Source organism: uncultured Campylobacter sp. (assembly GCF_937996225.1).
Lineage (GTDB): Bacteria > Campylobacterota > Campylobacteria > Campylobacterales > Campylobacteraceae > Campylobacter_B.
Genome location: NZ_CALKTC010000084.1, coordinates 33266 through 52903 on the forward strand (window position 1 = coordinate 33266; position 19638 = coordinate 52903).

Consider the following 19638-nt stretch of genomic DNA (forward strand, 5'->3'; position numbering starts at 1 on the left):
CGCGTTAAAATTTTAAATCCGAGGACCATTATGCAGACCATCACGATTATCGATACGTTCGGCTTTTTTTTCAGGCTCTACTACGCTATGAGCGGGCTAAAGACTAAAGACGGCAAACCCAGCGGCATGGTGAGCGGGTTTGCGAGCTTCATCGCAAATCTTTCGAAGGAATTTAAGAGCGATTATATAATTTTCGCTTTGGATAGCAAGGGCAAGACCTTCCGCTCAGATATCGATCCCAACTACAAAACTAACCGCCAAGCCCCGCCGCCCGCGCTTTTGCAGCAGCTGCCGGTCTGCATCGAGATGATCGAAAAGATGGGGCTTTACTCGCTCGGGCGCGAGGGCTACGAAGCGGACGATCTCATCGCAAGCGTCGTTAAAAAGCATGGCGCCACGCATAAAATCAACATCGTTACCTCCGACAAGGACCTGTATCAGCTCATCGGCGAAAACGTTAAAATTTACAGCCACGGCAAAAAGATGCTTTATGGCAGAGAGGAGTGCTTGCAGCGCTACGGCGTCTATCCCGAGCAGATCGTGGATTTTTTGGCGATCTGTGGCGACAGCGCCGATAATATCCCGGGCGTGCGGGGCATCGGCGACAAGGGGGCGAAGAAGCTTTTGGACGAGTGGGGTTCGCTTGATGGGATCTATTCAAATTTAGACCGCCTGCCGCAAAACAAACAGCGCGAGTATCTGATAGAGGGGAAGCAGAGCGCCTACATAAGCAAGCGCCTGGCCACGCTTTACGACGAGCTGGAAATCCCGCCTTTAGAGGATGCGAAATTTCCGCAGCAAAATCCGCTTTTTAAAATCCGCGAAATTTTAAAAGATTACGCGCTAAATAGGCTTCTTTCTGCGCTAAGCCTGCAGGAGCAGAACGGACTTGATCTTTGGGGCGAGGGCAAAGGCGCAAGCGCAAAAAGCTCCGTTTTGGGCGCGGGCGGGAAGGGTTCCGCCGCAGAGCCGTCTCGCGGCGGATCTATCTTGGACGCTGCCGTAGGGGGGATAGACGGGCAAAATTCTATCCCGGGTGGCTCCTCTTGCGGCGGACAAAATTCCGAGAGCGCTTTTAAAATGCCATTTGAGCCCATTTGTATCACCGATGCTGCGGAGCTTGCGAGGCTGTGCGAAGACGTTAGCGCCGAGACCTTGGTGAGCTTCGATACGGAAACCACTAGCATCGACAGCAAAAGCGCCAAGATCGTGGGCTTTTCGTTTGCGTTTAACGAGGAGCGCGCCTACTACGTCCCGCTCGCGCATAGCTATTTGGGCGCTCCGGCTCAAATTTCTTCGGATGCGGCAAAAGCTGCGATCGGCTCGCTGTTTCGCGGATATGTCGTGGGGCAAAATTTAAAATACGATTTTGAGATCGTGAAAAATAATTTTAATATCGAGCCTGCTGCGCGCTTTGCCGATACGATGGTGCTAGCGTGGCTGCTCGATCCCGCAAACGCCGTGGGGATGGACTCTATCTCGCCGCGGTATCTGGGGTATGAGACTGTGCATTTCGGCGACGTCGTTAAAAAGGGCGAAACCTTCGCCTCCGTGGAGCTGGACGCCGCTACGATCTATGCGAGCGAGGATGCGTGGGTGACGCTGAGGCTGTATTTTAAACTCAAACAGCTGCTCGAACCCGCGCTTTTTAAGCTCGCGCAAGAGCTTGAGTTCCCGTTCGTGCGGGTGCTTTGGCAGATGCAAAGATGCGGCATCAAGATCGACGCGGAGATGATAAAGCGCCTTATCGCGCGCAACGAAAAGTCCCTGCGAGCGCTCACGGATGAAATTTATGAGCTTTGCGGCGAGCAGTTTAACATAAACTCTCCCGCTCAGCTCGGCGCCGTGCTTTTCGAACGGCTTGGGCTTCCTGCGGCGAAGCGCACGAAAACGGGCTATAGCACCGACGAAAGCGTGTTAAAGGATATTACGGCGCTGCATCCTGCGGTGGGTAAAATTTTAGACTACCGCGAGCTGTTTAAGCTGCAAAGCACCTATTGTGAGCCGCTGCTACAGCTTGCCCTTGCAGATCCGCAAAACCGCGTCAGATCGAATTTTTTGCAGACCGGCACGGCTACCGGGCGGCTAGCGAGCAAAAATCCGAACCTGCAAAATATCCCCGCGCGCGGCACCTTTGCGAAGGACGTACGGGACTGCTTCCTAGCAGAGGAGGGCTACTCGTTGATCTCGCTTGATTACTCGCAGATCGAGCTGCGCCTGCTCGCGCACTTTTCGCGCGATCCTGCGCTTTTGGCGGCGTTTAGGGCGGATGAGGACATTCACGCGCGCACGGCGATCAGCATCTTCGGCGACGCGCAGCCCGCGCACCGCACGATCGCAAAGAGCATAAATTTCGGCCTCATCTACGGCATGGGCGCGGGCAAGCTAAGCGACAGCCTAGGCATCGCGCGCGCCGAGGCGAAGGGCTATATCGAGCGCTATTTCGCGGCGTTTTCCACGATCAAGGAGTTTTTGCAAAGCATAAAATCGGACGCGAAAGAAAGCGGCTACGTAAGCACGCTTTTTGGGCGCAGGCGCTATTTCGATTTTGCAAACGCGCGCAACAACATGGTCTATGCGAGCTACGAGCGCGAGGCGGTGAATACGAAATTTCAAGGCTCCGCCGCCGATATCATCAAAAAGGCGATGGTTGAGATTTCGCCGCTGCTAAGCGGCGAGGCGCGGCTGATATTGCAGATCCACGATGAGCTGATCTTCGAGGTGCGGGACGATTTGGCGCAGAGCTTCGGCGAGCGCGCGCAGGAGATAATGCAAAGTGCGGCGAGCCTAAACGTGCCTTTAAAGACGAGCCTAAACATCGCCAAGCGCTGGGGCGAGCTGAAGTAGCTCCGCTAAATTTAAAGTGCGGCTAAAATTTAGATGCCGCGCGGAATTTTAAATTTTGAGCATGACAGAGCCTAAATTTGCTCGTTTGATAAATTTAATTGCGCTAAATTTAAACCGAGCGATTACGAGTGGCTAACGGATTATACGCGCGCCGTGTAAAATTTAACGAGTGAAAATTCATACAAAATTTAGCCCGCGAGAAAATGGACATAGGTTTTGCAAAAAGAGATTTTTGTAAGATGAGATGATCGGCGGCGGGTCTTTTTAAACCCGCCCTGCGCGCCAGTTTGTAAAGACCGCTCCCTTATAGCCTCACGAGCGAAGCTATAAGGATTTTGGACGAAATTTTGGCATGAATTCTGCGCGCCCGCGTAAATTTTTACAAGCCTGCGTAGAAATTCCGCGAGCTTGCGCAAATTCTGTGCCGCCTATTTTTTAGATTTTTCTAGCGCGGCGGTAAGGTCCGCTATGAGATCGTCCGCGTTTTCGATGCCTATGGCTAGGCGCAGCAAATTTTGACTGATGCCGATGCGCTCTTGCAACTCGCGCGGATAGCTCTCGTGCGTCATCGACGCGGGATGGCAGATCAGGCTCTCTACGCCGCCCAGGCTCACGGCTAGATCGAATAGCTCAAGGCTGCGCGCAAAGGTTTTATAGTCGTATTGCGGCTTAAGCACCAGCGAGATGACCGCTCCGATACCGCTAGCTTGGCGATTTTGTATCTTTTTTTCGCTCGCAGAATGCGAGCCTGCAAAATTTACCGCCTCTACCGCAGGATTGCCGCGTAAAAATTCTATTATCTTTAGCGTATTTTCACTCTGGCGGTCGAAGCGCACGCTTAGCGTTTTAAGCCCGCGTATGAGCGAATACGCGTCGGTAGGCGATAGCGTCGCGCCCAGAGTGTTTTTCATAAATTGAATTCTTGCGGCAAGCTCGTCATCATTCGTCGTAACGATGCCGGCGATCAGATCGGCATGCCCGCCTATGTATTTGGTCGCGCTATAAACCACGACGTCTGCGCCGTGCTCTAGCGGGCGCTGATAATATGGGGTCAAAAAGGTATTATCCATAACCACAAGCGCGCCGTTTTTGTGCGCGAGCTCGCTGATGCGCTCAATATCGGTTACTCGCAAAAGCGGATTTGATGGTGTTTCGATGAACACCATTTTGACGTCGCTCGGAATTTCGCTGATCGAATTCAGATCGTCCACTAAGTCGTAATTGACCCCTTGATTTTTAAAAATCCCGCTTACGTAGCGATAGGTGCCGCCGTAGACGTTATTATTTAGCAGCACGCGATCGCCGCTTTTAAGCAGCGAAAACGCAGCGCTCGTAGCCGCCATGCCCGAGGCTAGCGCGAAGGCGTATTTGCTGCCTTCGAATTTTGCAAAAAGCTCCTCAAAGGCGTTGCGCGTAGGATTTGCGCCGCGCGAATAGGCGTATTTGCCGAAATCATCCAGGCTTTCTTGCACGAAGGTGCTGGCTAGATATATCGGCGGAATCACCGCGTTGTGGGGGTTGGACTTGGCCTCTATGCCCTTTACGATTAGGGTATCTATTTTCATCTTTTCTCCTTGAAATTTAATGGATTTAAAAGCTCATCGCTCCGATAAATTTAGCTATGCGCTCGTCGCTGCTACCGAAGAATTCCTCTGCGTCGCCGTCGAATGCGATAACTCCGCCGTCTAAGAATAAAATTCTATCTGCGATCTTGCGTGCAAAGCCCATATTGTGTGTAACGATGATGAGCGAGCGATCCTCTGCGGCAAGCTCGGCGATAGTCTTTAACACCTGCGCCTCAAGTTCGGGATCAAGCGCGCTCGTAGGCTCGTCCAGCAGCAAAAACTCAGGCTGCATAGCAAGTGCTCGCGCGATCGCCACGCGCTGGCTCTGACCGCCGGAGAGGCGAGCCGGATACGCGCCAGCTTTATCCGCCATGCCGACTTTTTTTAGCAGCGTCATTGCATTTGCCTCGGCAAGCTCGCGTGGCTGTTTTAGTACGTGTACGGGCGCTTCGATGACGTTTTGCAAGACGTTGAGGTGCGGAAAGAGATTGAAGCTTTGAAAAACCATGCCCGTATGCGCGCGGAACGGATGATACTCGCTTGTTTTATGCGGAGCGTCGAAATTTATCTTAAACTCGCCTAGCTGTAGCTCGCCGCCGCTTGGAATTTCGAGCAGATTTATGCAGCGCAGCATCGTGGATTTGCCGGAGCCAGAGCTTCCTAAAATCACCGTCGTTTGCCCGTCGTGAAATTCTAAGCTTAGCCCATTTAGCACAACGTGATCGCCGAAGCGCTTAGTTAAGTTCGTAAATTTTATCATCACACGAACCTTGAAAATCGTCGCTCTAGCTTGGATTGCAAAAACGTAAGAAGGGTGCAGACTGCTAGATAAAATAGCGCCGCCAGCACGTATAACGTGAGCGGATCGAATGCCCGCGCAGCAATACGTTGAGCGACCATAAACATATCGACCATCGTAATCGAGGCTACGAGCGAAGTGTCTTTAAGCGTAGAGATAAATATATTTGATAGCGGCGGCAGCGATATGCGCGCTGCTTGCGGAGCGATAATGCGGCGCAGAATTTGAGCGTAGCTCATGCCTAAAGAGGTAGCCGCCTCCCATTGTCCCTTTGGCACTGATAGGATCGCAGCTCGCACCGCCTCTGAAGCGTAAGCGCCGATATTGAGGCTAAAGGTAATGATCGCAGCAGCCCAAACATCAAGTGTGATCCCAACGATTGGAAGTCCGAAATAGACGATAAAAAGCTGCACCAAAAGCGGAGTGCCGCGAAAAATCCAAATATAAATTTTGCTTAGCTGCTTTAAAATTTTAAAATTTGCGATGCGTGCGACCGCCGTCAGCACCGCAAGCACGAGCCCGAGCAGAAATGAGATTATCGTAAGCGGGATCGTAACTTGTAACAGGGCTAGCGCCATCGGCTCTAGCGAGCTGCTAACAAGCTCTAAAATTCTGCTTGTTTCGTTCATTCACTCACATCTTTGCCGAAATATTTAAGCGAAATTTCTTTTAGCCTGCCTTCGGCTTTGAGTTCGTTTAAGGCTTTGCTGATTTGATCTGCGAGCTCTTTATTGCCCTTTTGCACGATTGCAGCGCTATAATCGACATCTTTTAGCTTTGCAGCGATCTTAATCGGAGCGTCCGGGCGCTGCTTTAAAAAGTCGTAAAATACGGTATTATCGCGCACGACGGTATCTACGCGGCGAGCGATCAGTAGCTCCATACTTTTAGCGAAACTATCGACGGTTACGTTTTGCGCGCCGTATTTTTTAGCGACTTGCGCCCAGTTGCTGGTAGCAGAGTCCGCATTTTTCTTGCCTTTTAAATCCTCGAAGCTTTTAATGTCGTTGTTATCTTTATGCACGATGATAGCTCCGTAAACGACGGTGTAGGGCACTGAATACTCATATTTTTTCTTGCGCTCATCAGTAATGCTTACTTGATTAAACACAGCGTCTGCCTTGCCTGCATCAAATGCTGCAAGCATCGCATCCCAAGGCGCGGTTAGAAATTCTATTTTTAGACCAAGCTTTTCGGCGACTGCGCGCGCGACATCTACGTCGTATCCTACGAGCTCATTTTTGTCGTTATAATACGAAAATGGCGAAAAGGTGCCTTCCGTAGCTACTTTAAGCGTGCCTTCGCGTAGCGTTTTAGAGTTTGCGACGCATATTAAAAGCGCGCACGCAAGCAAAGTTTTTATTAAATTTTTCATAATTCCTCCAAAATTTTATGAGCGAAATTTAAAATGCGAAATTCCGCCCAACCAAGTTTAAAATTCCACGCTTCAACTAAGCGGTCGTAAAATTTACTCCGTAATGTCTTTGCCAAAATATTTAAGTGAAATTTCTTTCAGCACGCCTTTTTGCTTTAGCGATTTTAGCGCGGAATTTATCTGCGCCGTCAGCTCATCATCCTTTTTAAGCAGCACAGCGGAATAGATCGGCTCATTGCCTTGAGCTGCGATCTTTAGCGGGGCGTTCGGGCGCTGCTTCATATAGTCGAAAAATGTGATGTTGTCGTTGATCGTAGCGTCTGCGCGACGAGCTATGATGAGCTCCACGCCCTTGCTAAATCCGTCTGCTGTGACGATCTCAGCGCCATAGCTGCGCGCCATGTCAGCCCAGTTGCTGGTAGCGGAGTGGACGCTTTTTTTGCCTTTAAGATCCGCAAAACTCTTAATCTCCTCGTTATCAGCTCGCACTACTAGCGCAGCATAAGCCACGGTATAAGGCTCGCTGAAATTATATTTTTTCTTGCGCTCCTGCGTGATGCTTACTTGATTCATCGCTATGTCCGCTTTGCCTGCGTCAAATGCCGCGAGCATCGCATCCCACGGCGCGGTTAAAAATTCCGCCTTTAGCCCTAGCTCTTTTGCTAATGCACGAGCGATATCGACATCAAAGCCGGTAAGATTATTTTTCTCGTCATAGAAAGAATACGGCGAGTAAGTCCCCTCTGTGGCTATTACGAGCGTGCCCTCTTTGAGCGTCTTAGCGCTTAGGGTGGCGGCGATCAGCGCTGTTGCGAGCAGGGCTTTAAATATTTTCATTACATCTCCTTGAAATTTAGCTATCGCTCGCGCTGCGGGCAGATGCGCGATTATATCGTGCGGAATATATAATTTTTATTAAAAATTTTAAATTTTAGTAAGATGTGATACAAAATTTCGCCTGTATGGCAAAGCTTTAGCGTCATATATTTTTAAAATTTTGACAGAGGTGATTTATAAAATTTCAAGTTTATTAGGTAAAAGTATCACAGAAGGAATTCAGCCTGCGATATAAAATAAAATTTGCAAGTATTTCGAGGCGATTTTTTGAGTTAGAAGCTAAAATTTTGCGCAAGCTAGACTTCTGCTTGCAGTTGCGAGCGCAAGAGAAGCAAAATTTCTCTCAAAAGCGCTCGCAAGATGATCCTTTTAGAAAAAGACAAGCCGCTAACGAATTTGCCCGCCTCCGCGGACGACGTATTTATAGGTCGTAAGCTCCCTCACCCCCATCGGTCCTCTGGCGTGCAGCTTTTGCGTGCTGATGCCGATCTCGCCGCCGAATCCAAACTCGCTGCCGTCGCTAAAGCGCGTCGAGGCGTTGGCGTAGACGACCGCGCTGCCGACTTCGTTTAAAAACCGCTCGATGTTTGTGTAGTTTTCACTCAAAATCGCGTCCGAATGTCCGCTGGAATGCGCGTTTATAAAGCCAATCGCCTCACCCGTATCCCGCACCGCGCGCACGGCTAGCACGAGATCCAAAAACTCGGCGCCAAAGTCGCTCTCGTCGGCAGTCTTGACGTTTGCTACACCACGCAGCTCCGACTCGCACGCGCCCAGTAGCTGCTCGCTCACGCGAAACTCGACCTCCGGCATCTCGTGCACAAGCTCTGGTAAAATTTCGCCTACCACGCGCTCATGCAAAAGCACGCACTCTACGGCGTTGCAGACGCTTGGGCGCTGGGTTTTGGCGTTTTTGATTATCTTCGCGGCCTGCTTTAAATTTGCGCTCTCATCGACGAAGATGTGGCAAACCCCCGCGCCCGTCATGATGATCGGCACGGTCGCGTTTTGCGCTATAAAGTCTTTTAAGCTCTTGCCGCCGCGCGGTATCAAAACGTCGATATACTCGCTCATTTTCGCCATTTTCGCCACTACTTCGCGTTCGGCGCTCTCCACGAGCTGCACTGCGCCGCCCGGTAAGCCGAATTTCGCCCCGGCTTCGTTAAATAAATTTACTAAAAAGATGTTTGAATTTAGCGCGCTTGCACTGCCTCGCAGGATCGCTGCGTTGCCGCTTTTTAGCGCCAGAGCCGCCGCGTCGATACTGACGTTTGGACGGCTCTCGTAGATGATGCCGAGCACACCCAGTGGCACGCGCACGCGGCTGATTTGCATGCCGTTTGGATGGCTCCAGCCGCCTAGATTTTCGCCCACGACCTCTGCAAATCCCGCCACTTCGCGCACGCCCTGCGCCATCGCCTCGATACGGGCGTCGGTTAGCCTTAGACGGTCTAGCAGCGCTGCGTTCAAGCCCGATCTCTCGCCATTTGTAAGGTCTTTGGCGTTTGCCGCTTTTATCGCGTCTTTTTGTGTAAGTAGCTCGTCTGCCACGGCGTTTAAAATTTCAAATTTAGCCTTGCTACCAAGTCTCAAAAGCTCGCCGCAAGCGGCCTTTGCGCGCTTACAGATATCTAAAATTTCGTTCATTTTCGCTCCTTAATCTATAAATCAAATCGCATGCTGCGTATAAAAATGCCGCGAGCGTCGCTTCTATCGCGTCTAAAATTCCAGTGCGTCTTATTTTTATCCGCGCACGACGGCTTAAATTTAGCGCGCTTTGGGCCATTTTATTTCGGATTTTCTTGCGTCAAAATTTCGCTTACTCGCCGGGCATTACGCCCAACCTTCTCATTTCAATTCGCGCATAGCGCTTTTACGTAATCCGCCGGCTCATATCCGCGCAGTTCAAAAACGTCTAGCTCGCCGTTTTTATCGGCGTCCGGTTCGTCAAATTTTGCCGTCCACGCCGCACCCGCCAAAAGTAGCGCAAAAAATATAATCTTTTTCGTCTTCGCCCTCCGTTTGAAATTTTAAACGCACAGAACACGGCTAAAATTTCATTGCAGCGCGATATTATCCGCATGTATCGCGTCATCGTCGCTTTTGTAGCCTAAAGCCTGCTCTATCTCATCGCTTTTTGCGCCCGCTATGCGCGCAAGCTCACAGCTTGAATAGTTGCTAATGCCGTGTGCCAGCAGCTTGCCGTCCGCCATGCAGAGGCTTACGATCTCGCCGCGCTCAAATTCGTCGCGCACCTCGGCAATCCCGACCGCAAGCAGGCTTTTGCCCGATTTTATCGCCTCTGCCGCGCCCGCGTCGATAATCACCGTGCCTTTGCTAATCGCGCCGTATGCGAGCCAGTATTTACGCGAGCTAAGCCGCGCCGCGCCCGCGCTAAAGAGGGTGCCGACCTCCTCGCCCGCCGCGATTTTAAGCAAAATTCCGTCCGTGCGCCCGTTTGCGATGATCAGACTCGTGCCGATTTGATTTGCCATTTGCGCCGCCGCGATCTTGGTCGCCATGCCGCCCGTGCCGAATTTACCGCCCTCGCCGCCTGCCATTTTGACGACGCGCTCGTCGATTTTTTCGATAAAGCTTAAAAGTTTTGCGTCCGCGTGCTCGCTCGGATTTTTGTCGTACAACCCGTCGATATCGCTTAAAATCACGAGCAGATCAGCATCGATTAGCCCCGCAACGAGCGCACTTAGCGTGTCGTTGTCGCCCACTTTCAGTTCATCTGCTACGACGGGATCGTTTTCGTTTATGATCGGCACGATGCCGCGCGAGAGTAGCTCCGCGCAGACGTTTCGCACGCTAAGATAGCGCGCCCTGTCGCTAAAATCGCCGCGGCTTAACAGCAGCTGCGCGATAATGCGGTCATGCGCCCAAAACAGCCGCTCGTAAAGATGCATCAGCGCGACCTGTCCGACCGCAGCTAGAGCCTGCTTGCGGCTTAAAATTTTAGGTCTTTGCGCGATACCTAGCAGCCCCATGCCCGCGCCCACGGCGCCCGAGCTTACCAAAGCCACGCAAAAGCCCGCATCTTTTAGCTTGCAAATTTGCGCGACTAGACTTTTGATAAGCCGCTCATTTAGAGAACCGTCCGCATTGGTAAGCGTTGAGGTACCGATTTTTACGACGATACGTTTTGCGCCGCCCAGAAGCTCTTTTCTGTCCATTTTCCGCTCCGAAATTTTTGAAAATTATATCGAAAACGGCTTATTTTAAATTTTATGTTTTAAGCTGGGTGGATGCGAGCTTTGGCTAAAATTCATTCCCGAATAAAATTCGGCAGCTTCTAAATACGAGAGATAAAATTTTTTGGGTAAAAGTTTGATTATAAAGTAGTCGTATTTGGCGTAGTAAATTTTCTTATAAAGCGTAGAGATAGTCTGTTTACGAAGATCGTAACGGGAGATAAACTCCCGTTATCGCGCGAAATTTTACTGATTTAAAATTTACCGGATCCTTGCTAAAGCGCGACGTTGAGACTTAGTTGCATCTCCACGTCGTCGCTAACGAGCAAAATTTTCTTCATTTTAGCCTACTTTTTGGTGGCATTGCCTTCTTTATCTTCAGTCTTCACCTCTTTCGGCCCCACATAATCCTCCCCGAAATAAGCCTTTTTTATCTCTTCTTTTTTGATTGCGGCTTTCTTTTCGTAGATTTTGTATTCAGGCTTCCAGTAGTTTAGCATGTTGTTTAGTCCGCTGTGGCCTACCTCGGCGTGACAGCTAGCGCAGGTTAGTTGCTTATCCGTATTTAGCAAGCTTTGATAGTGAGCGTGCATCTTTTGAGCTTGCGGGCTCGTTAGCTTATTATCCACCAAATTCGTATGGCAGCTAACGCAACCGTTGTCAAATACGAAGTGCTCTCTTTTTTCTCTATTTTTATGCCAGTCTATAGCCTCCGGGTCTTTGAAGAAATGAATATATCCCTCCATTAGTCCGTTTTTGGCTTTAACTAGGACGTATTTGGCTAGGTTGTCGTGAGGTATGTGGCAGTCTACGCATTTAGCCCTTACTCCGCTTTTGCCTTTGCCGCTATGTACGTCGTTACTATAAGCTATAACCATAGGATCCATCTCGTGGCATACTACGCAAAACTTCTCTCCGCTAGTTTCTTCTAGGGCGTAATGCACGGGAAGTACCACTAAAAACCCTATAATGCCGCTTACTAATATAATAAGCGCTAGTACTTTCTTTGAAATTTTCATGGCGTTACCCCCATCCATTGCGGAACTTCGTGTTCGTGGCACTCCGTGCACATATTGGTTGATTTTTTATGCTCGTTGTGGCACTCGTCGCAGTATAGCGTAGGGCCGTCGTGAACCGAGTTGTGGGGATTTGCTTTTAGCAGATCCATGTATTCTAGTCTTTTAGCTATCTTTTTCTTGTCGCCGTGACAGGACAAACAGCCTTTATCGCCTATGGATTTAAATTTACTAGCGTCGTTTCCTTGTCCTTCGTGACAATCAAGACAGGTGAAGCTTAGCTTTTCGTGATGAGGTTTTAAAGGGTGTTTGGCTCGCAGCTCGTCGGTGACGTTAAGATCGACTAAAGACGTTATCTTTGCGCTTGGGGCGCCTGCGCTAAATGCAAAAGAGCATAGTAGCATAGATGCGCACAAGGCGAGAAACGCTTTATGTTTCATGCGAATTCCTTTCGGATGTCAAATTTACAAATTTAACTGCAAATTCGGCTTTAAATTTAAAAGTACCGCAAGCCGAATTTTCAAATTTAACTTTAAATTCAGCCTGCGATTAAAATAAAATTTGCAAGTATTTCGAGGCGATTTTTGGGGTTGCGCGGCTAAAATTTTGCGCAGGCTAGACAAAATAGTCTGTCAAGCAAAATTTTAGCAAGCTCCGCAAAAAGCGTCCGAAAGACGCCGAAAATTAGCCTATATTCTCTCCTGCGATCATACCGAATGTCAGACAATCTGCGATCGCCACGCTACCTAAGCGGCTAGCTCCGTGTACGCCGCCTGTGATCTCGCCTGCGGCAAATAGTCTTGGAATCGGCATCTCTGTTTGTAGCGAGATAACCTGAGCTTTGGTATTGATATCGATACCGCCCATAGTGTGGTGGAGTTTTGGCGTACCGCGCATAGCGTAGAAAGGCGGTTTAGAGATATCTACGCCGTTTGTAGTGGTTTTATCCATAGGTTTACCAAAGTCTTCGTCTTTACCGCCTTTAACGAAGCTGTTATATCTCTCGACGGTCTTTTTTAGCTCTGCGGCAGGGATTTTATAAGCTACAGCTAGTTCGTCTAGGGTTTCAAATTTCTTTAGTACGCCAGATTCCAGCGGTTTGGTGTAGTGCTCAGGTATGACCATGTTTTTTACGCCATCGCTATCGCAGAAGTTGATCGGATAGATATCGGCTTTTGCGTCGATTACTTTAAACATCGCTTGAGAGCGGGTGCGGCGGTCTGCCAGCTCGTTCATAAAGCGTTTGCCGGTTCTTGGATCTACTGAAATTCCGTAGCGGAAGCTTCCGTTTACGTTAAACATAGAGCCTACGCCAAAGCCTTTTTCGTCAGGGCATGCCCATGGACCAAATTGTATCCAGCTAAGTTGCACTGGAGTAGCGCCGATCCTAAACGCCTCTTTCATAGCGCCTGCGGTTGCGCCAGGGTGGTTGGTGCTATCTGTGGTAGGTAGGATAGATGGATCTTGGACTTGTCTAAAGAATACGTCGCGGCAAAATCCGCCTGCTGCTAGTACTACGCCTTTTTTAGCTTTTATAGTCTTTTTAGTTCCGGTAGTGTTTTCGGCGTCGTCTTTTTGGCTCTTTGGATCAAATTTATAATCCTCTCTGATGATCACGCCGTCTACGCCGCCGTCTTCGCCTAGGACGAACTCGTCAAATTTAGCTCTTTGTCTTAGCTCGCAGCCTTGAAGGTTTTTAAAGTATTCTACCATCGGCTGAACGATACCGGAGCCTGAACCGTTAGCGGTTTGAAGCGATCTAGGTACGCTGTGTCCGCCTGCGTGAGTAACTTTATCTATGTATTTAGCGCCGCATTTTAGAGTTAGTTTATATGCGTCTTGCGCGCGAGTAGCGATGGTGTCGATTAGATCTACGTGGTTTAGGCCGCGACCCGCTTTTAGGCAGTCTTTGATAAATAGCTCGTTGCTATCTTTGATGCCTTCTGCTTTTTGTTTGTCGCTGTTTGGAACGGCAAATATTCCGCCGTTAATTACGGAGTTACCGCCGACGCGTCCCATCTTTTCTAGGATTAGGACTTTGTTGCCCTTTTCGGCTGCGGTGATACCGGCTGCAAGTCCTGCAAAACCGGAACCCACGATAACTACGTCCCACTCTTCGTCAAATTTGACGTCTTTAGCGTTAACCGCAGCGTTTGCGTTTACGGAGCCGAGCGCTAAAGCACCCGCGCCAACTAGGCTCATTTTGAGCAGATCACGTCTTGAAACGTTTTCCATGATGTCTCCTTTATTTTACCGTTATACGGTTTTTCTGATGCCTAATTTTGGGAAAATTATACCCAAAGTTAAATAAAAGCAAAATAATATTATTTAAAAATTGTTTTTAAATTTTAAAAAACCGCCGCTGTCAAAAAGCCGCTTATCGGCTGCCTACTAGCTCTAAATTTAGACAAATTCTAAATTTAAATCTCTTCATAAAATTTTACGTTCGCTATGGGAGTGTATTCTGCGCCGGATAAAGACCCGCTAAAAGCAGGCTTTTATCTCTCGCAAAGCTTGCCGCATGCATCGGCGCGGCATCTGCTGCAGTGAGTCATCTGCGCTATGGAGCCGCCGATTAGCTTGCGCATGCTGCGAATTTCTTCATTCGAGGGCGATTTGATATTTGCAAAAGGGGTGTCATGCACGGGGATCATCGCCATACAGTTCATGATATCGGCTTGCCACTCTTTGGCTTTTTTGGCGATCTGGGGGACGTGATCCATATTAACGCCGGGGATTACGACCGTATTGATTTTTACGATCATGCGAGCTTCTTTTAGCTTGCGGATCCCCTCCTCTTGGCGCGCCTGAAGAATTCTAGCGCCCTCTTCGCCGCGGTAAATTCTATTTCCGTGGCGTACCCACGCATAAATTTTGCCGCCCACATCGGGCGTTACGGCATTAACGGTTACCGTCACGTGGCTCACGCCGATACGCACGATATCATCCACGTGCTCGGGCAGGGACAGGCCGTTTGTGGATAGGCAAAGTAGGGCGTGAGGGAAGCGGGCTTTGCATTTTTCAAAGGTCGCTAGGGTCTTGTCGGCATCACACATAGGATCTCCGGGTCCTGCGATACCGATGACCGAGATATCTTGTCTAAATTTAAATAGATTTTCTACGTATTCCACGGCCTCGTCCGGGCTTTGCACCCTCCCCGTTACGCCGGGGCGATTTTCGTTGGCGCAGTCGTAGATGCGGTTGCAAAAATTGCATTGGATATTGCAATGTGGCGCTACGGGAAGGTGCACGCGCCCGTAGGCGGCGGACGCCTTTTTGCTAAAGCAGGGGTGGTTGTCGAAAGAGGGTTTGGCGAAAAAATTCATCAATCTTTTTTCCTTCCGAATTTGATGGCGTCCACGTGGCAAACATCCATACAATCGCCGCAGTTCGTGCAGTTCATCTCGTCGGGCCTAGTGCCCATTTCGCATTTGCGCAAACAGGCGTTGCAGTTATCGCAAGCGTCTGTTTTATAAACGCGAAATATTGAAATTTTACGCAGCAGCTCCATTATGCCGCCGCTCGGACAGGCGAAGCGGCACCATAAATTTGCGACGATCAAGGACGCGGCGATGAGGGCCACGACGACGGCAGTGCGAACCGCCCAGTACCAGTCGGAAAATTTAAAAGACATGATAACGGCGTTTAGGTACTCGTCGCTGGTGCGGATAGGGATCATGACGCGAGGATTGCCGTAGATAAAATATACGCCGGCGCTAAGCAAAACGGCTAGAACCATGCCTATTTGCGCATATCGTAGCTTCTTATTGTTTTTTAGCTTAAGCTTAAAAGCGGCAAATTTGCCGAGCATTTGATTTACGAATCCGCCAGGGCAAAGCCAGCCGCAAAACGCGCGCCCGAGGAAAATAACCAGCACGGGGATAAATAGCCAAAAGCCGAAAAACACGGTCGCAATCCGCCCCCAGCACGTAACGATCGGACAGGATTGGCAGTTTACGAAAGGCACGATAAAAGGGCATCTAAAAATCCCATAATACGCCCATTGCCCGATCGCGCCGATAAAAATCAGCTGCACCAAGCGACGAATTTTAGTTAGCCTAGAGACTTTTTTCATCTTTGCCATATTTACGATACTAAACATCTTTTACACCAAACCTTTCTATGAGTTCAAGCCCGCGTGCCGAATGGATGGAGGTAAAGCCGTGCCGCTCGAAAATTTCCTGCCCGTCCGAGCAGACGAAGTCTGCAAAGTCATCGGCAAGCTTCTCGTCTTTTACGTATTTCATGATATTTAGCGTAAAGGTAAGCGGCCCGGGCGGGATGAGTTTCTCGTCGATAGGCATGTATTCGATTTTGTCTTTAAATCTATCGTGCGTCGTTAGGCGCTTTTCGATGATGGACGCATCACCCTTGCCATCTACCAGATCGCACATCATCTGGATGACGCATGAACCGTTGGCGATCATATTTTTCATAACAGGCTCGGTAAGGCCGGAATTTTTCAAAATTCCCTTTACCGGTCCGCTACCCGGAGGCGAAGCCCTTAGCGGCAACATCACCCGCACGCCGGGTTCCGCTAGATCCTTCAGATCGCGAATGCCCGCGGGATTTCCTTTCGGCACCACTAAGACGTAGTCGGTAAAACACAGCGGTCTAAAGCGAAGGCTAAGGCCAGCCTTGCGTAGTTTTTGAGAGAGCTCCAAAACGCGAGCTCCGAAAACCTCTGTCTTGCCCTGCAAGGCTAGCAGCGACTTCCCGAGCGCCCCCGCAAAGGCGCCGGTGTACTGGATATTATGCCCCGTTTTGGACTCGTATGCTGCGTTTATCTGCGCAAAAGCCTCAGATAAACCTCCGCACGACCAAACTTGCAGTGAATCGGGCTTAAACGGCGTGAAACCGGCGAGCATCGATTCGGGTCCGGCGATGGCTGCCGCTGCCAAAGCTCCTTTTAAAAAGCCGCGACGAGATACGTCTACTTCTTTAAATTTCATCTAACCTCTCCTTTCTTTGGCTTGTTTTTAAATTTAGAAAATTCTTCATTTTAAAATTTCGAGCTACCCGCTTAAAGCAGTTCTATAAACGCTTCTAGGCGCGTTCGAATTTGCCCGACGTCTTGCTTGGAGTAGTCAGTCTCCAGACTCATATAGCTTACTCCCGCTTCTTTGCTTGCCTCCTTTATTTTATTTGTCTCGATCGCGTAGGTGTGGCAGCCGCTTAACACGACGTCAACGACGCCGTCCGCTTGATACTCGCGTACGAAATCCTTGATAACATCTGAGCGCGCGTCGTTTTGATACATCACCGAACATGGAATTTTAAGGTAGCGTTCGGCGATATTTGCGACCAGATCGCCCTTTGTTTGCACTTGGTTTTGATAGCCTTTGGTGCCGGAGCAGTTTTCAAAGGCTACCACGTCCGCGCCCAGCTCCTCGATCTGCTTGATAACCTTCTCATACACGCCTCCGCTTGGACAGCCGGTGATGATGATCCGCTTTTTGCGAGTTTTCGGCGGCGTCATCTCCTTTGCAGCGGCTATGTAGGCGCGTATCATTTTAAGCTTCTCCTGCTTGTCGTATATAAAGTCGCTCGCAAATGAAATTTGATGAATTTCGCTGCCCGCTACCGGCATCGGATTTAGTTTGCCAAGCTCTAAAAGCTCCAACATCACCTTGCGCTCTTCGTTGTAAATTTGCACCGCATCGAGCAGCGCTTCATCGGTGATTTTCGTATCAAATTTTTGCTCTAAAACTTTGCGAAATTCCCTAAGCTCGTCGGTAAAAAGCTCCAAACTCTTGCCGCCGGTCATATTCGGTAGCTGCAGCACGTGGACGTCCTTGTGCTTTGCCAGCAGCTCATACATCTTTTTCTTACCGTCGCAGGTCGTTTCGCCTATGACGAGATCGCTGGCGTTCATATAGGGGCATTTTTTGGTAACTGCGTAGCCGTAGCTTGCCTTGATTAGCGGGCAAAGATTGCGCGGAAGCTCGGCGTGAGCCGCGTCTATCGGGCTTTCGTCATAGGCGCAAAGCCCAACCGGCACGGCGCCCGCGGCGTAAATAAGCTCCTTTGGCGAATAGGTGCAAAACATCCCCACTACGTGTTTGCCTTGCTCTTTTAGATCGTGCAGAGCCATTGCGTTGCGCTTTTTAAGCGCGTCAAAATCCATCTTCATCTCGTCTCCTTTGAAATTTCATTTGCTTTGCGTGCGCCGATAAGCGAAGCGCCCATCGCGCCGCAGTAGATTGCGTTTTCGTGAGTAAAAATTTCAGCCCCCAGATGCTCGCCTAGAAGCTGTTTGAAGAGCGGCACGTTGCTAAGCCCGCCGCTTAAAAAGTAAATTTGATTTTCCAGCCGTTTGATGAGAGAGGCGACCTTATGCGCGGATGAGTCCACGATGGCGTAGGCGATCTCGCTCGTTTCGGCTCCGTTTGCGCTTAGCGAGACGATCTCGCTCTCGGCAAAAACAGTGCAGGTCGAGCTTAGCTTGATCGCGGGATTTTTGCGGGCGGTTTTGTAAATTTCGCTTAGCTCTAACCCCAGGCGGCCCGCACTGATCTCTAAAAATTTGCCCGTGCCCGCCGAGCATTTGTCGTTCATGATAAAATCCGCGGGCTTGCCGTTTTCGATCTTGATTGCTTTTGTATCCTGCCCGCCCACGTCGATGACGGTGCAATCAGGCTCAAACAAAAAGTGCGCCCCAAGGCCGTGGCATAAAATTTCGCTCATGCTAAGCTGTGCGTACTCTACGCTGACGCGTCCGTAGCCCGTAGCTGTTACGAAGCCCTCGCCGTAGCCTTTTTGCTCTAAAATTTGCTTGATCTGCCGCGCGACTCTAACCGCGCTAAAGCCGCTTGGCAGCAAAAACAGTTCGCAAAATTTGCCGCGTTCGTTCATAACGGCGACCTTTGATGAGGTCGAACCGATGTCGATACCGATAAAATGCATAAAATTTAAATCCGTCGAAAAATATTTCTACGCCGTAGAACTTTATCGCAATCTTAGCTTTTTAAGACTTTTATATCGCTGAAATTTGGCACGGGCTCGGTGCGTATTTAAATTTAGCCTCACGCCGCGTTTGAATTGGTTTTAAATTTAGATTTAAATTTAGCGTTCGCGGGCGATTAGAATTCCGCTTAAAATCACCACCGAGATACCCGCTAGCACGATCGGACCGGGCAGCCGGTCGCCTAGCATAATGCCTAGCGCCATGCTAAATAGGATGTCGCTGTAGCTGATCGCGGCGACGATGCCCGCTTTGCGCGAAGCGGCGTAGGCGCGCGTCATGTAAATTTGAAAGTAGATCCCGCTGACGCCCAGAAGCGCTACGAGCACCCAGCCAAAAAGGCTTGGCGGGTTGAAATAAGCGAGCTTCGCTAAATCCGCGCCGCTGAAAAGTCCTAAAATTTTAACCTCGCTACCTTCAAGCGCCCAGCCCGCAGCCATCATCATCGCGCTTAGAAAGGTAGCGGACGAGACGAAAACCAGCACGATGAGGTTGGTGGCGTAGTGTTTGCGAAGCTCGCGCACGCTCGTGTATGCAAGCCCCGCGCACATGCCGCCGAAGATTCCCACTGCATCGGTTACGCTGATGCCGATGTGCGGGCGCACGACGAGTAAAATTCCGCCAAAGCCGAGCAGTATCGCAAACCAGCCGCGCGAGCTTAGCTTTTCGCCTAAGAAAAATGCCGAAAATAGCGCGGTGAAAATGGGCGCCGTCTTTTGGAAGGTAAAAGCGGTGCCAAGATCGATGTGGGCGATATTGTAGAAGGTCGCTAAGATACCGCAGCTGCCGATAAAGCCGCGAAACGCGAGTAGCCACGGCTTGCCGCCCGGGCCCAGGTTTTTTACCCGCCGTAGCGAAAATAGCACGATCGCGATGCCTACGACGTTGCGGAAAAACACGATCTCGGCGCTACTCATATGCTCTGCCATGACCTTGGCTAAAGCGCCGTTTAGCGCAAAATAGAAGCTCGCTACTAGCATATAATAAACGCCCAGATGTTTCAGCCAAAACGCGGAGTAGAATTTTTGTTTCATCGCG

General features: G+C 49.9%; 17 protein-coding genes. 1 reads left to right on the plus strand and 16 read right to left on the minus strand.

Features of this window, described 5'->3' with window-relative positions; translation table 11 throughout:
* The first annotated feature begins 30 nt into the window (after positions 1-30).
* On the plus strand, positions 31-2847 hold the full coding sequence (polA, locus tag Q0174_RS10535) for a DNA polymerase I (RefSeq protein ID WP_298043874.1): 2817 nt from the start codon (positions 31-33) through the stop codon (positions 2845-2847).
* Positions 2848-3275: 428 nt separating this feature from the next.
* On the opposite strand, the gene Q0174_RS10540 is transcribed toward polA, so the two are convergent.
* The 16 genes from Q0174_RS10540 to Q0174_RS10615 form a co-directional block, all read right to left on the minus strand.
* Complete coding sequence (locus Q0174_RS10540; protein WP_298043875.1) at positions 3276-4412, minus strand: PLP-dependent aspartate aminotransferase family protein; 1137 nt, start codon at positions 4410-4412, stop codon at positions 3276-3278.
* A 25-nt stretch (positions 4413-4437) separates the two neighbouring features.
* Positions 4438-5172, minus strand: a complete 735-nt coding sequence (locus Q0174_RS10545; RefSeq protein WP_298043876.1) for an amino acid ABC transporter ATP-binding protein — start codon at positions 5170-5172, stop codon at positions 4438-4440.
* The gene (locus Q0174_RS10550; RefSeq protein WP_298043877.1) at positions 5172-5840 is read right to left on the minus strand and encodes an amino acid ABC transporter permease; all 669 of its coding nucleotides are present in this window, start codon (positions 5838-5840) and stop codon (positions 5172-5174) included. Before Q0174_RS10550 ends, Q0174_RS10545 begins: the two co-directional genes overlap by 1 nt.
* Complete coding sequence (locus Q0174_RS10555; protein WP_298043879.1) at positions 5837-6586, minus strand: amino acid ABC transporter substrate-binding protein; 750 nt, start codon at positions 6584-6586, stop codon at positions 5837-5839. The genes Q0174_RS10550 and Q0174_RS10555 overlap by 4 nt, the downstream gene beginning before the upstream one ends.
* Before the next feature lie 93 nt (positions 6587-6679).
* The gene (locus Q0174_RS10560; protein ID WP_298043881.1) at positions 6680-7423 is read right to left on the minus strand and encodes an amino acid ABC transporter substrate-binding protein; all 744 of its coding nucleotides are present in this window, start codon (positions 7421-7423) and stop codon (positions 6680-6682) included.
* Between the two features lie 387 nt (positions 7424-7810).
* Positions 7811-9070, minus strand: coding sequence for a glutamate-5-semialdehyde dehydrogenase (locus Q0174_RS10565; protein ID WP_298043883.1), 1260 nt, complete (start codon positions 9068-9070; stop codon positions 7811-7813).
* A gap of 410 nt (positions 9071-9480) precedes the next feature.
* Positions 9481-10602 (minus strand): glutamate 5-kinase, encoded by a 1122-nt coding sequence (gene proB, locus Q0174_RS10570; protein WP_298043885.1) that lies wholly within the window; start codon positions 10600-10602, stop codon positions 9481-9483.
* Positions 10603-10967: 365 nt separating this feature from the next.
* Positions 10968-11639, minus strand: a complete 672-nt coding sequence (locus Q0174_RS10575; protein WP_298043988.1) for a NapC/NirT family cytochrome c — start codon at positions 11637-11639, stop codon at positions 10968-10970.
* The gene (locus Q0174_RS10580) at positions 11636-12076 is read right to left on the minus strand and encodes a cytochrome c3 family protein (protein ID WP_002947156.1); all 441 of its coding nucleotides are present in this window, start codon (positions 12074-12076) and stop codon (positions 11636-11638) included. The genes Q0174_RS10575 and Q0174_RS10580 overlap by 4 nt, the downstream gene beginning before the upstream one ends.
* Positions 12077-12320: 244 nt before the next feature.
* On the minus strand, positions 12321-13871 hold the full coding sequence (locus Q0174_RS10585) for a flavocytochrome c (protein WP_298043886.1): 1551 nt from the start codon (positions 13869-13871) through the stop codon (positions 12321-12323).
* Between the two features lie 263 nt (positions 13872-14134).
* Entirely contained in the window at positions 14135-14962 is an 828-nt protein-coding gene (locus tag Q0174_RS10590; protein ID WP_298043991.1) for a radical SAM protein, read from the minus strand.
* A complete protein-coding gene (locus Q0174_RS10595; RefSeq protein WP_298043888.1) occupies positions 14962-15738 on the minus strand; it encodes a 4Fe-4S binding protein in 777 nt (258 codons plus the stop codon). Before Q0174_RS10595 ends, Q0174_RS10590 begins: the two co-directional genes overlap by 1 nt.
* Positions 15731-16588 carry a substrate-binding domain-containing protein gene (locus Q0174_RS10600; protein WP_298043889.1) on the minus strand — a complete coding sequence of 286 codons (858 nt, stop codon included), beginning with the start codon at positions 16586-16588 and terminating at the stop codon, positions 15731-15733. Before Q0174_RS10600 ends, Q0174_RS10595 begins: the two co-directional genes overlap by 8 nt.
* Positions 16589-16659: 71 nt before the next feature.
* Positions 16660-17769, minus strand: a complete 1110-nt coding sequence (locus Q0174_RS10605) for a double-cubane-cluster-containing anaerobic reductase (RefSeq protein WP_298043890.1) — start codon at positions 17767-17769, stop codon at positions 16660-16662.
* The gene (locus Q0174_RS10610) at positions 17766-18542 is read right to left on the minus strand and encodes an acyl-CoA dehydratase activase (RefSeq protein WP_298043893.1); all 777 of its coding nucleotides are present in this window, start codon (positions 18540-18542) and stop codon (positions 17766-17768) included. Before Q0174_RS10610 ends, Q0174_RS10605 begins: the two co-directional genes overlap by 4 nt.
* A 159-nt stretch (positions 18543-18701) precedes the next feature.
* A complete protein-coding gene (locus Q0174_RS10615; RefSeq protein ID WP_298043895.1) occupies positions 18702-19634 on the minus strand; it encodes a DMT family transporter in 933 nt (310 codons plus the stop codon).
* Positions 19635-19638: the final 4 nt, after the last annotated feature.